The organism is Bacillus niameyensis (genome assembly GCF_001375535.1).
Lineage (GTDB): Bacteria > Bacillota > Bacilli > Bacillales > Bacillaceae_C > Lederbergia > Lederbergia niameyensis.
Genome location: NZ_LN831197.1, coordinates 3,785,299 through 3,799,560, shown reverse-complemented (window position 1 = coordinate 3,799,560; position 14,262 = coordinate 3,785,299). Strand labels below are relative to the sequence as shown.

Sequence of the window (14,262 nt, the reverse complement as noted above, 5' to 3'; positions counted from 1 at the left end):
CTTCTTTTTATCGGTTTTTCTATGAAATCCTTTAGTCTAATCGATCCATTTCCTCAATCAATAGTAAAATTTCCGCAATGACTGTATAAAGTTGTGGCGGAACATTGCTGCCGAGATCGATGTCTAATAGGTGACTGACAAGGCTTGGATCTTCTTGCATATGAACACCGTGTTCCTTTGCCATCTCCATAATTTTGACGGCCATTGCCCCTGTTCCCTGTGCAACAACTTGAGGGGCTCCTCCCTCAGCTTCATCATAGCGAAGAACCGCGGCAGAAGGTCCCTTTTTCAATCGGCGATTTTTCTGATTATAATAGTTTGCAATCATATGTGAATCCCTTTCTATACCGAAAAGTCATAGCCCCGCTCCGTAAAGGACGGCTGTTTCTTCACCGCCACATTCGCTACTTTCTTTTCATCGGTCGAAGATAGTTTTGTGAATTGAATGCCACCAATTCGATAGCCCACTTCTTCGAGCCGCTCTTTTGTTTTATCGACAATCGGTGTCATCCTCTTTTCAAATTGCGGATGATCATTTTTTAATGTCACCGAAAGCGTTCGATCTACAGCAGATAGGTGAATCCCTACGTCTCCAAGATGTTTTGTATCTAATAAAAAGTAGAGACTACAATTTTCCCAATCCATTTTTTGTCCAGATTGATTCGACTTCAGAAAAACTTTGACGTTTTCGACTTGATCACGCAAGATGAGTGGCAATGTGAATAACATCGTCTGCAATCCTGTTGAGTCAGGTTTACTTAATAATTGTTGACCCGTCATATTTTGAATCGCCTGCTCCGCCTTTTGGCTTGCCAGTTGATTTCCTTCTGTAGCTGCGAGTTTTAGTAGGAGTTGCTTCAATGATTGATCAGCTTCCGACTGGGATAGATTGCCGGCGACAAGCCGATGAGCAACTTCTGATTCATGACCAAGCCCTAAATTTCGTATATATTCAAGCGTATGGCGTGCAGTCGGTTCTCCTCTTAATGTTTGCAGAGGCTCGACTAATGCGCGCTCAAACTGATCTCTCATTGGTAATTCGTTCATCATTTCTTTTGAAACGAAGTGTTTTACTCGCTGATCAGACGGTTGGAATACTAGTTTTTCTACTGTCGTCCGCACTTCCTGAACGATCTCACTGGCCTTTGCTGTTTCTCCTTTAGCTAATAATTTTCTAGCTTCATAGAGTTGTGAACTTGATTGCAAAAGTTTCTTCTCCGTCGCCATATCAGCATAAAGCATGAAATCACTTTTTAAAATCGCGTTATCGAGCTGTTTAATCGCCGCTTCCAACGATGGTCTTGCTAAAACAGGTGATTGTTGCATCAGTTTTTCAGTGTTATGAAGCGCATGGCTAATGTCCCGTTGTACAGCTTTGAAATCCAGCGCTGCCTGAGATAACTTTTTTGTGATCGTTGTAACGATAAGATCTCTAGATTGAATTGGTATCGCAGCTAAAAATTCCTGACTAAATCGGTAAGTAGCATCCACCTCTTGGGGCAGTTGTGTCGCCTGCTGACCTTTTTCTAATCCAGCTAACGAGTTTGCCAGTTCTTGACGAGCAGCTAATTCTCTTCCAGAAGAAAGCAATTGCTCTGCTTTTCCGACAGCTTCTTGAAGTTGTTCCCCGTTTAAATTCTCCTTTAGAAACTGAATGACTTGAGTTAGATCCGGATTTTTCTTAACTTGCGCTAGTGTCTGTTGAATGATCGACGGTAAGGAATTCGTTTCCTTTATAGTAGAACCAACATTTCCAATCATGATGTTTTTTTGCAAAGAAAGAACTTCCCTTGCAAGTCCTTGATCATTCTGAAGTTCTGCTGAAAATTCAGTAACAATTTTCCCGAGAATCTCGTTCTGATCGCCACCTGACTGTAAAGAGCGAACTAAACCCTTGATTACTTGGCTTTTTGCCGGGTCTTTTGTTATTTGTTCCAGTCGCTTCAAAACATCTAGTAGACGCGAGCTATCATCCTTTGGCAGGCTTTGGTTCACTGCAGTATCTAATGCCTTTGCAACGTCTTCGACTACCTTCCCAAACTTTTCTCCATGAAGCGCTTCATGCACGGTTGCTAATTGTTGCGGTGTAAAATCCAACTTTTTTCCAGCCATTTGAGCGATCGTTTCAAGCTTTTGTTCAGTTGTTCCTGAAGCATGGTCCAAAAACGCTTTAATATTCTGTATCGTTTCTCGTGTAATCGGAAGATGCTGTTGATTCAAGATTCCAATCGCCTGTCTCGTACTATCTGGCAGTCCTGTTGTTTGTGGGCGTGCCGCTTCTGGTTGATTAGGGGCAACTTTCACAACAGGAGGTTCGGTCTTCGTCAATTGGACATTTACTTTTCCGGAATCAGGCAATTTACCTTCATACTGTACACGCAGTTCTTGTCCTTTTATTTGCAGAATCGCTTCATTACCAGGAAGCTTCTCCTTTACAGTTGCTTGATAAGCTTCCCCTTCTTTGAGATTTTTCGGCACATCTAACGGACTAAACATTGCTGTTTTAACATCATTATTTACTTGCATCTATCTCACACTCCGTAAAGATTGAACGTTTAAGCCAGCTTAAAAAGACAAAAGGGAACCCGCCCCTCCGCTTAAGCAGATACCCAAGATGTTGGGGCTGATTCCCTCAATCATCCGGACTCTTTATTAAACGCAAAAGGGCAACTCAAAAAAACCATTATTCTGGTCTTTTTTTGCGAATTTGCGTTCAACCTTGTTGCTCTTCCTTGAGCAATACTTCGAATCCGTTCGATTTCGCATATTTTATATAGTTTGGATTTTTTTATAGTCCAAAAAATTTAGCCATTCCTTCGGCAACCTTTTTCGGATCAACCTTATACTCGCCGTTCTGTACTTGATTCTTGAGTTCGGCAATTCTCTGTTCACGTTCTATCACAATAGACGGAATTTGCTGCATCTTCTTCGCCTCGGAGGAGATCTCTACTTTATCTGTTTGTTTAGTCGTAGCAGCCTGCTCTTTTTTTGGGACTTGTCGCTGATAAGGCTGATTTTCCACATGACGATATGGATTAATTTTCATTTCATACCCTCCTTTGCACCCGTCCGTGAGTCTGTTCTTCTTATTATATCGGTTATAGCTTAAAATTGTTTAGCAATAATTATTCGCCAAATTTCGGCTTTCCTTGAGAGTAGTACGCTGATTTTTTAAAGTTCTCGATTCGTTCCTGTTCTTTGTCGAAAACTTCTAATTCATTTTTTATGTTTGATGTGCAGGAATCACATAGCTTTCCTTTTTTTATTATCTTGCCACATTGATCACATGGATATCCCAAATTTGGAAATTGGGTAGTATGAAGGCGACCGCGCCGCACCCATTTATAAAGGAGGCTTTCCTCAACCCCGGTTGAATTCGCTACAGTCTCGATCGTTGCAGCCCGATTTTCCCGTTTCCGTAAAAATTGATAAACCCGATCATAGTCGGCTTCCTCTTGACGATAACAATCGGCACATACATCACGAACCGCATTTTTCATAAAAATTTTACCACAAGTTGGACAATTTATTATATCCATGGAAAAAACCCCCCGTACTCAATATCATATATTTTATATCGGTACGTTTGAATAATTTTTTACTTGTGTCGAGACGTGACCGAGTTTAATTTTCGCTGAACAGGGATTAATTCCCTTCGAACGGGTTTATTTCTCTCCGAACGGGTTTATACCGGCCATTTCAATAAATTTAAAGCGCCTCATCCCCTTGCCAATGTAATCGCGTGAACTTGCCCTGCACCTGCCTCCTTCAACACTTTAGCTGCGTGACGAAGGGTTATTCCAGTTGTGTAGATGTCATCTATTAGCAAGATGTTCTTCTCAAAAACTTGCTTTTTATCACCACAAAATCTGAAAATCTGCTGTTGCGATAAGCGTTGTTTGCGCGTTTTCTTTGATTGCCTTTCGGAATGGATTCTTTCCAATACATGGTCAGTTTCTATTCCAGCCACTTGGCCCAGGGCTTCGGACTGATTAAAGCCGCGCTCGAGCAATCGTTCTTTACTAAGCGGGATTGGGACGAGCATTTCATATTCTATCGTTCGTAATTGCCTTTGAAGTTCTCCTGAAAAAATCTTCGCTAATTCATAATCTCCGCGGAATTTAAAACGAGCAACGACTTCTTTTAAAAAGTCATTGTATTGAAAAAGCGAAATATTTTTCTCTAATGTATTTGTCCAATTTGGATCTTGCTCCCACTTTATACAGTCAAGACATTTATTTTCTTTTATATACTTAGGGGCTACATTTTTTAATGGACGAGAACAGCTTTCACAACATGCTTCTCCAATCAATAATAATTTTCTGTCACACGATTCACAAAGCTTCGGTTGAACCGTAGGAAAAAGTAAATTCCGCCATGACATCTCTAACGCTATTGCAGTGTCACAGTATAGGCAATTCATTGGTCAATCATCCCCTTTTTCGCAGCCTCTTTATTCATATCATCGATATGCACGAGCGCCCGGATCATCGCTTTCGTTCTGCCATAATGAAAAAAGGTTATATGACCATTCGGAAACTCCGCACTTCTTCCTACCCTGCCTGCGATTTGAACGAGCGCCGACTCTGTGAAAATATCATCTTCCGCTCCTAGGACAGCCACATCAATATTAGGGAATGTAACACCTCTCTCTAAAATCGTCGTCGTTAAAAGTAAAGGCACTTCCATACTGCGCATTTTTTCTACCTTCGCTTTCCGATTCGGATCTTCCGCATGTACAGCCTCAACTTTCGGATGCAACTTTTGAAAAATCGGCAAGGCTTTTTCCATTAATTCAATATGGGGAAGAAATAACAGCATTTGCTTGTTTTGATTTAATCGCTTTTGAATCCAATTCTCTACAACTAAAGGTATTTTCATCTTTTCCAATTGTTTTCTCCAGTTTCCGCACCATGTGAATTGCGGTATTGGCAATGGTTGACGGTGAAAACGGGCAGGGATTTTAACATAATTTCTTTTCCCATACTTGCATTCCATTTGCCATGTTTCACTAGGGGTTGCTGTAAGATAAAGGGTCGTTGCTTGTGGCCGAACTGATTTTTTAACAGCCCATTGTAAACTGGAATCATAGGAATAAGGAAAGGCATCTACTTCATCAACAATCATGAGGTCAAATGCTTGATAAAAACGTAGAAGTTGGTGAGTAGTGGATATAGTGAGAGGGGCATACAGATTACGATCTTTACTTCCGCCATATAAAACCGCTACTGGAATGGTAGGAAAAACCTTTTTCAAACGTGGGGCGAGTTCTAAAACTACATCTGTTCTAGGCGTAGCAATACACACTCTCAGTTTCGACATTAGCGCTTCGTCAATCGCGGCAAAAAGCACTTCCGTTTTTCCAGCGCCACACACTGCCCAAATCGTTAGATCGCTTTTCATACGCACTCCTTCAACTCCTGCATTTGAAGCCACTTTTTGGCCAGGTGAAAGAGTTCCGTTCCAAGTGAGATAAGTTGAATGGTCTTGATGAGGATTATGTACGGGCGGACCTTTCCATCTGAGCAACGGTGTACATGTGGAAACCCTGCCCATCATGATGCATTTTCGGCAATAATAGCATTCCTTTTGGCAGAGAGCGCATGGAAACGAAGTAAATAAGCGCGGTGTTTCATTGTTACAGCGGGAACAGCGATAATTCTTGCCTTGTTTGATAATACCGGGTGTTGCCTCAATTAATTCATGGGAAATATATTCGTTCATGATTGTTTTAGGGAAGGGAATTTCACTTGGTAGTAGGTGTTTACCATCGAGAAGAAGTTGTAATTCGGAGTAATACGTTTCAATTGTTTTATTCATTTTTCACCTCAATATTGGTAGGGTGCAGGATCGAGATTCCCAAACACCCTATAATTAATAATATTCTATAAATCTATAATGACTATTTTAATGTCCAACCGAGTCCCATCGAGCCTTCGCCGAGATGCGTGCCAATTACAGGACCGAAATAACTAATACTAAAATCAACATTAGGATAAAGGGCAGATAGTTCTTTTTTCCATTCCACCGCATCTTCCAAACGATTTGCGTGGATAATCGTTGCTTGCAAATCTTTGCCTTTTTTTACATCTTCATCCAATAATTCCACAATTCGCTTCATTGCTTTTTTACGTGTGCGAATTTTTTCAAATGGAACGATCACTTTATTTTCAAAGTGGAGCAATGGCTTAATATTAAGCAAGCTGCCGATAATCGCTTGAGCGCTTGATAGCCTTCCGCCACGTTGCAGATGAGTAAGATCATCCACCATAAAATAAGCACGGGCATTAGCTTTTAAGTGATCGAGTTCAGCTATTATATCGTCTGGATGCTTCCCTTCTTGAGCTAGCGTCGCTGCTTTCAAAACATAAAAACCTTGAGCCATACAACTCACTTCAGAGTCATACGCGTAAACTTTTACGTTATCTAGCATGTTTCCGACAGATGCAGCCCCTTGAAATGTACCACTAATTCCGCTCGAAAGATGAACGGAGATAATAGCATCATACTCTTTAGCGAGTTCACTAAATAACTCCTCAAATTCACCGATAGGCGGTTGTGTTGTCTTCGGAAGCTTATCGCCATTCCTTACTTCTTTGTAAAAATCTTCTGCTGATATATCTACTTCTTCGCGATAGGTTTCCCCATTTATAACCACACTAAGCGGTATCATATGGATACCCAAATTTTCACGAATATGTTTGGGTATATATGACGTACTATCAGTCACAACTGCCGTTTTCATTATTTATCTACCTCGTTTGTGGTTGCTATATTCCCCTCATTCTACCGAATTCTATCAACTTTGAAAAGACTACTTTACTTAAATGTATCCTGATTAGTGAAAAACATGCTTCTTTACATCAAAAAAAGAATCTGCCCAATTGAACAGATCCTTTCTTTACTAACGAACTTCCACCCAGCCATTTTTAATGGCCGTTACAACAGCTTGCGTCCGGTCGTTTACATTCATTTTTTGTAAAATATTACTAACATGGTTTTTTACCGTTTTTTCACTAATAAACAACGTTTCACCGATGGCACGATTGCTTTTTCCATCTGCTAATAATTGTAAAACTTCACACTCTCTGCTAGTCAACAAATGAAGCGGAATTTGCACTTCTGGTTGTTGATAACCTTGACTATTAATCTGTTGATTAGCTAGTCTGCGATATTCTCTAACAAGCTTGTGAGTAATTTTCGGGTGAATATAGGAGCCGCCTTCTGCAACAATTTTAACAGCTTCAATCAATTCATCAGAGTCCATTTCTTTCAGCATATAACCTGAAGCACCTGTTTTCAATGCATGTGTCACATATGCCTCATCATCATGAATCGATAAAATCATTGCCTTTGTTTCTGGATATGCTTCCAATAGTTGACGGGTCGCTTCAATCCCGTTAGTAGTTTTCATGTTAATATCAAGAAGGACAACATCAGGTTGATGCGTTTCTACTAGTTCAAGCGCATCTGAACCATCTTCCCCTTCCGCAACAACGGAGAAGGATTTTTCAAATTCCAAAATCCGCTTTACTCCTTCTCGAAATAATTGATGATCATCAATAATTACTATCTTGGTAGTCACAAATAATTCCCCCTTATGCTTCTATCGGCAGTTTCTTATCCATTTTGAATTTGAAATATGGATTTTATTCTAGTAAAGGAATCTTAATTTTGATAGCCGTCCCCTTATTAGCTACGGAATCTATCGCAAGTTCACCTTCGAGAATCGTAATCCGTTCTTTCATCCCTATCAACCCAAAGGATTGATGTTTTTTTACCTCAGGGTCAAATCCGACCCCATTGTCCCTTATAATCGCTGTCACAATTTCATTACGAAATTCTAATTTCACTTTAATTTCTTTTGCTTCAGCGTGCTTAAGCGCATTGTTAATGGACTCTTGTATTAAACGAAAAAGGGCTACTTCATATTTCGTTGAGAGTCTTTTTTCTTCACCCAAATGTGAAAAAGTAATCTTTACATTTTTATGGTAATCTTCCATCGTTTCCAAATATTTCTTTAATGTTGGAATTAGTCCAAGATCGTCTAATGCCATCGGACGTAAATCATAAATGATGCGACGCACTTCATATAAAGCACCGCGAATCATTTCCTTTAAACTGCGAATCTCTTGAAAGGCTTGATCAGCACCTTGTTCCTTATGAACCTTCACGGCAAGGTCCGAGCGAATCAATACATTGGCTAACAACTGGGCAGGCCCATCATGAATTTCACGCGAGATCCGCTTGCGCTCCTCCTCTTGCGCCTCAATGATTCGCAAACCAAAATCCTGCTTCATTTTAGCATCTTCGAGGACAAGACCAATATCCTTTATATCACTAACGAGGTAATTGGATACTACCGAAATTTGCGAGACAAGAAAATCCGATCTTTCAATCGTTTCCTGCAAACCCAATAGCCGCCTTTCCAAATCATCTCGTCTTTGTCTAAGTTGCTTTTCTAATTGTTCATTCATAAGGTGTTGCGTTTGAAGATTATGAGCAAATTCATATACTTCACGAACTTGTTCTTCAGAATAAGCTTTAAAATTTCGGCTTACTTCTGAAAGACGTCTTCTAGCAAGGCGTGAGCTTTTTTCAAGGCTATCACTCTCTTCAATTACATTTGCAACTTGGTCCTTAATCTGTTGCAATTCTGTTACGAGTGATTCATGTTCTTGACGACATTGTTCGCCAATCTGAAAAATCTCATCTTTGCTTTTATCAACAGTCTCTATCATTTGCTCGACAATACTATCTAGTTCTTTTACATTAAGTTTTCTTAATGGCATATTTTCACCTGAGGGATACCCCTCCTTAAATGGATTAAATTTATTTTACATGAATCGTCGCAATCAAACTATTTTTCTGGCAAAAATGGGACAAAATCCATCTTAACGACTAAATTATTAAACAAGGCTTAATTTGCAATTCCGTACTATTGACCTACAAGTATGGAAGAAGTCCTATTTTTTCCAAGAAAACAGAACACCTTTCTATAGGCTGGTGAGCGGGACGTGATTCTATTTCCTTATTATATCATGTATAATAATCTGAAACATTAAGTTTTCCTTACAATTATAATAGGGAAAGAGGGAAATTCACTCGAAAATATTTTAAAATAAATCTTGTTAGTGTATATGAGTCGGGCTTTCCCTTAATTTTACTTCGACCATACGCTATCCAATTCCTTCATATTTTTTTGGCAGACTGCAAATTTTCATTATATTAGTCCTGGGAATAATGTAGTTAAAACTTTCTAGGTATATTTATTACTTTTTAAACGAAAGGAGCTGGGCTTATTGCTTCCGTACTATTTTACTGTAAAAGAGCAGGGCGAACATGAAATCGTCATCCAAAAGTCAAGGTTTATTGCTCATGTTGCCCGTGTCGAAACAGAGGAAGAAGCACAGGCTTTCATTCAAGATATTAAAAAATTACATTGGAACGCTACTCATAATTGTTCCGCCTATTTAATTGGAGAAAATGATCAAATCCAAAAGGCAAATGATGATGGTGAACCAAGTGGCACAGCAGGAGTTCCCATTTTGGAAGTGTTAAAGAAAAGAGAACTAAAAGATACTGTCGTAGTAGTTACAAGGTACTTTGGCGGCATTAAACTCGGAGCAGGCGGATTAATTCGCGCATACGGTAAAGCTACTTCAGAAGGGATTAATGCAGTAGGTGTCGTGGAACGGAAACTTGCGACAGTCATGCATATAAAAGTAGACTATACTTGGCTCGGTAAACTCGAAAACGAATTACGTTCTTCTATATATCAGCTAAAGGAAATCCACTACGCTGATCTCGTTGAAATTGAAGTCTATGTAGAGGAAGCTGGAATTTCAGCTTTCCAAGAGTGGATCACCGATATGACGAATGGACAAGCAGAAATTTCCGAAGGGGAAACATTGTATTTGGAAAATGACCTGATTTTGTGAGGTTAATTCTGAAAGATAATTTAACCAAGTTGAAAGATTATCGGTGATTTCGCGAGATTACTAGCCTTCTCGATAAATTATCGCTGGAGCTCGCGAAATTATTGGCCAACTCGATAAATTATTGCAGAAGTTCGCGAGATTATTGGCCATCTCAATAAATTACCGCCGAAGCTCGTGAAATTACTAGCCAACTCAATAAATTATCGCCGAAACTCGCGAAATTAATCATAGTAGGATTATCCAGATCAAATAAAAAGGCAGCACGTCCGGTCAATTCGGGTGCTGCCTTTCCTATCATTTAAACTGGAACCAATCGACATCCACAATTCCATTATCCCGGATCATCCAGCTTCTTGAAGACGGGTTAGTAAATGTAATGTGTAGTGTTTCAACACCAGTTAATTTTTCTGGTAACTCGATTTGATAGATATGGTAATGAGGTGCTCCTAGCCCTGACTTTTTCTCTAAATCCATCTCGACAAGTAACCGCCCTTCACCATTACCTAGGCGAATAGCCATCTTTGTACCAGCTTCTTTGACAGCGGCATGTACGGTTAAATGAGATACTCCATTTTTACCAAAATCAATATTATGATAAGCGACCCAATTAGCGAAGTTCAAATCACGTACATTTAAATATGTTAAAGGATTAAAAATACCGTTAGAATCATCGTATTTTTCCGCTTTAATCACGATTCCATCAATAGGCTTGATTGGTTTTGTCACAGAAACAGGTATTTCCACCTTTTTGCCTTCTTCACCATTGATTTCTCCTGCTTGAGCAGTAATGATCGTTGTACCAACACCTGTTGCTGTAACCATGCCACGCTGATTGACCGTTGCAACAGATTCATCGCTTGAAGACCAGTTCAGTGCAATATTCGTTGCATAAGTAGGCCGAGCGAAAGCATACACATAGCGTGTCCAACCGATTTCCATAGCAAGTTTCTGATCACTATGGAAGCCGATGGCGGTCACAGGGAATGGGCCATATGAGTACTCGGCTTCGATTGCCTCATCAAGCTTCCACACTAATTGTGCTGCTGAACTTTCTTGACCATCTTTTCCGACTGCGATCAGCTCTAATTTAGGTTGTGAATCCCCGTTTAATTCCAGCGATTTCACATAGAAAACGCCATCATAAATACGCCCTAAAAATGCACGTTTACCTTCATGAAGTCGATACACATCATAGTGCCAAACATTCGGATCCTTTTCAAAATCCCAACGTAAAAACAGTGAAGCTTGTTTTTCATCATAATAAGCCTTCTCCACCGCAAATCCTGTTGGTTGTGCAGGTTTTGCAAATAAACCGTCCGTCAATTTTAATTCTCCAAGATGAGCAGTAAACTCGGAAGCGGCTACAAAATTGAAGCCAATGACAGCGATTGTTCGGCCTGCAAAACGGTCTAATTGGAGTTGACTCGTTTGCCAATCCGTGCTTTTTTTGCTATCCAGATCGATAAAAACAGGAGATTCTGGTTCATCTTTAAAAATTAGCATTGCTTGGATCGCCGCATTCTCAATTTGATACGTTAACGACAATTCCGTTTTTTCACTTACGAGAAGTTCTGTTTTATATAAACGAAGTGTGTTAGACTGATTTTTTTCTAGTTTTCCAGAAACTTTTAACGAAGCCCCACCATTCCATGCTTTACTGTAATCGTAACCAACTGAAAGTTCCGACCACCATTGCCATGTTGGTAAGAGATCTTGTACTCCTACATTATTCCATTGCGTTGAACTTGCCTTTTCCCCATTAATGAAAAATGCTAGTCCATGACCATTATTAAAGCGTGTCACAAACGGAAAGGAACCGATGACCGATCGTTCCGGAATAAAATGAGCAATTCCAGGCCAGCTTAAAGCTTCTGAATTCGGTACTCTTCCACTCTTTGTAGGATTTTGATTTGGTCCTGACCAATACGCACATTCGCGCTCTTCCATATATGGCTGCATATTCGGATCGAACTGATTAGGACCACGATTCCAAACCATGTCCGTTCCAAACAGAGCAAGACTTGTCCGCGGAGTTTTTTCTGCGTTATCTTTAAAAATAGCCTCTAACTCCATTCCACGCTCGAATCGAAACTTATCATTTTCAATCCCTGCATACAGTGCTTCATACGGATCCAACTCCAATTCGTGTGCATATGCAGCTGCATCATCTAGACGTTTCGGTGTATAGGCATAATTCATAAAAATACTGTCGTTCGGCTGGCGTCCGTCCTTCTTATCGATTACCCATGGAGCGTTTACATCATTAAAACCATTAACATAGTAAAGCTTTCCATCTGGAGCAAGACTGTCATACCAAGAGAAATATAGACCTCTTTCTCTCATAATTTTGAGCATTTCCATTAATTGAGCCGCATGCTCTTCTTCAATAGTTGCTTCCTGATTAATAAAATACCCGTCAAACCCAAAATATTCCGCCATTTCGATCATTTTTTCCGCTACTAGGAATCGACCTTCAGGCGTTTTTTCTAGCAAATCAGCAAACTCGATCTTACGTGGCCAAAACCAACCGCCTAGGCTGAGTACGCCGTTTCGATGAGCCGCATCTGTATAAGCTGGATTCGGTAGATTGATAACGCCATGTTCAAGCTCTTCCTTCGATGAGCCATACACAGGTAAGCCATGCCAGCTCCCATAAATATCGTGATATTGCCAGAACTTCAAAATGTTCCGACTAAATGAATCATTATAACGGTAGGCTTCAAACCACTCTTCTTTATCGTAATCAGCAGAAAGACTTAACACATTGGCCTTTGATGTTAAATTCGGATGCGCCTGCGTCGGTTGGAACGGCTCGATCCGTTTCGCTATTGGGACATGAGAACGGAAATATTTTGCATACGGATCCGTTTCGGGACTCCAATTTTTCAATTCGTCCGCATTATACCCGTGCAAATAAGGCTGATCAGGACCACGTGGTGTTTCGATTGATAATCGAGTTTTTTCTTTTACAGAAGTATTCATTCAACTACCCCTTCCTTTAAAGTTGTTACCGCAAACATATTGTAACACTTTATAATAGGAATCGCACCGTAAGATATTTTTAAATGTGATCGTGGCACACTAAGTAGGAAGCCAGCAAATTTTTGATGTTATTAAGAGATTGCTGCTCCAACTCGAGAGTTTTTCAGATTTTTAATAGAATACTTTCCAAACCCGGAAGGTTATTCACATTATTAAAAGATTAATCCTTAAACTCGAAAGATTATCCACAGTTGTAAAAGATTACTCCTAAAATTCAAAAGATTATCCACAATTTTAAAAGATTAATCCACAAATTCGGAAAATTATCCACATTCCCAAAAGATTCTGCACAAATTCGAAAGATGGCACATATCAAATAGCAGACCAAAAAATAAAAAGACAGCAACGTTTGCCGTCTTTTTATCTCATTTCTTTATGCTTCTAATGCTCGCTTAGCTAGCATGAGTGCTCCTGTAATTCCCGCATTATCTCCAAGTGCAGGTGGAACGATGTAGTTCTCAATTTGTTCAGTGATTTGTGGAAGGGCTACATAGCCGTTCAACAATTCTTGTAGTTTTTTCTGGACGAGTGGGAAGAGTTGTTTTTGTTTCATAACGCCGCCGCCCATGATGATTTTTTTCGGTGAGATAATTAAAATATATTGCATTAATGCTTGGGCCAAGTAATAAGCTTCAAGTTCCCATACTTCTTGCTGATCTTGAAGTTCTATCCCTTTTTTTCCCCAACGTTTTTCAATGGCAGGACCCGCTGCGATTCCTTCCAAACAATCGTGATGATATGGGCAGAAACCTTCATAGTTGTCTTCAGGATGCTTGCGCACTAGAATATGTCCCATTTCTGGGTGGGATAAACCTTGTAATAATTCACCTTGAACAACCGCGCCTGCACCAATTCCAGTGCCGACTGTTATGTACAAGCAACTTTCTTCACCTTTTGCAGCCCCAAGCATGAGTTCACCTAATGCCGCTGCGTTCACATCCGTATTGAATTCCATCGGTACATTCAATGCATCTTTCATCGTTTGTAAAAATGGATAATTTGTCCAGCCTGGTTTCGGCGTGGAAGTTATATTTCCATATGTTGAACTGCTTTTATCGATATCGACGGGACCGAAAGAACCAATACCAATTGCTGTAACTGTATGTTTTTGAAAAAACTCAATCACTTTTGGCATTGTTTCTTCTGGTGTCAACGTATCAAGTTGAATCCGTTCAATTAATGTACCATCTTCATTTCCAACAGCACAAACAAACTTTGTCCCACCTGCTTCAATTGCTCCCAGCATGTGATTAACACTCCATCTCAAGTTAATTTTTTC

Annotated in this window: 12 protein-coding genes; 1 reads left to right on the top strand and 11 read right to left on the bottom strand. The window is 39.9% G+C overall.

The window, feature by feature from the left end; genetic code table 11:
• Positions 1-31: 31 nt before the first annotated feature.
• The 9 genes from BN1243_RS17465 to BN1243_RS17425 all read right to left on the bottom strand — a co-directional run bounded on the left by BN1243_RS17465 (position 32) and on the right by BN1243_RS17425 (position 8,792).
• Positions 32-328, bottom strand: a complete 297-nt coding sequence (locus BN1243_RS17465; RefSeq protein WP_062108974.1) for an EscU/YscU/HrcU family type III secretion system export apparatus switch protein — start codon at positions 326-328, stop codon at positions 32-34.
• Positions 329-342: 14 nt separating this feature from the next.
• Complete coding sequence (locus tag BN1243_RS17460) at positions 343-2,526, bottom strand: hypothetical protein (RefSeq protein ID WP_062108972.1); 2,184 nt, start codon at positions 2,524-2,526, stop codon at positions 343-345.
• A gap of 262 nt (positions 2,527-2,788) precedes the next feature.
• Positions 2,789-3,046: a flagellar biosynthesis anti-sigma factor FlgM gene (flgM, locus tag BN1243_RS17455; RefSeq protein ID WP_062108971.1), complete on the bottom strand. Its 258-nt coding sequence runs from the start codon at positions 3,044-3,046 to the stop codon at positions 2,789-2,791.
• Between the two features lie 79 nt (positions 3,047-3,125).
• Positions 3,126-3,539 (bottom strand): TIGR03826 family flagellar region protein, encoded by a 414-nt coding sequence (locus tag BN1243_RS17450; protein ID WP_062108969.1) that lies wholly within the window; start codon positions 3,537-3,539, stop codon positions 3,126-3,128.
• Positions 3,540-3,718: 179 nt separating this feature from the next.
• On the bottom strand, positions 3,719-4,423 hold the full coding sequence (locus tag BN1243_RS17445) for a ComF family protein (RefSeq protein ID WP_062108968.1): 705 nt from the start codon (positions 4,421-4,423) through the stop codon (positions 3,719-3,721).
• Positions 4,420-5,820, bottom strand: coding sequence for an ATP-dependent helicase ComFA (locus BN1243_RS17440; RefSeq protein ID WP_195892129.1), 1,401 nt, complete (start codon positions 5,818-5,820; stop codon positions 4,420-4,422). Before BN1243_RS17440 ends, BN1243_RS17445 begins: the two co-directional genes overlap by 4 nt.
• Positions 5,821-5,902: 82 nt before the next feature.
• Positions 5,903-6,745, bottom strand: coding sequence for a DegV family protein (locus BN1243_RS17435; RefSeq protein WP_062108966.1), 843 nt, complete (start codon positions 6,743-6,745; stop codon positions 5,903-5,905).
• A gap of 159 nt (positions 6,746-6,904) precedes the next feature.
• On the bottom strand, positions 6,905-7,585 hold the full coding sequence (locus tag BN1243_RS17430) for a response regulator (RefSeq protein ID WP_062108965.1): 681 nt from the start codon (positions 7,583-7,585) through the stop codon (positions 6,905-6,907).
• Between the two features lie 64 nt (positions 7,586-7,649).
• Complete coding sequence (locus BN1243_RS17425) at positions 7,650-8,792, bottom strand: sensor histidine kinase (protein ID WP_062108963.1); 1,143 nt, start codon at positions 8,790-8,792, stop codon at positions 7,650-7,652.
• A 510-nt stretch (positions 8,793-9,302) separates the two neighbouring features.
• Between BN1243_RS17425 and BN1243_RS17420 the strand changes: the two genes are divergently transcribed.
• Positions 9,303-9,941, top strand: a complete 639-nt coding sequence (locus BN1243_RS17420; protein ID WP_062108961.1) for a YigZ family protein — start codon at positions 9,303-9,305, stop codon at positions 9,939-9,941.
• 294 nt (positions 9,942-10,235) lie between these two features.
• Here BN1243_RS17420 and BN1243_RS17415 read toward each other — a convergent pair whose 3' ends face one another.
• Positions 10,236-12,923 (bottom strand): endo-beta-N-acetylglucosaminidase, encoded by a 2,688-nt coding sequence (locus BN1243_RS17415; protein ID WP_062108959.1) that lies wholly within the window; start codon positions 12,921-12,923, stop codon positions 10,236-10,238.
• Positions 12,924-13,356: 433 nt separating this feature from the next.
• Positions 13,357-14,229 carry an ROK family protein gene (locus tag BN1243_RS17410; RefSeq protein ID WP_062108957.1) on the bottom strand — a complete coding sequence of 291 codons (873 nt, stop codon included), beginning with the start codon at positions 14,227-14,229 and terminating at the stop codon, positions 13,357-13,359.
• Positions 14,230-14,262 lie beyond the last annotated feature (33 nt).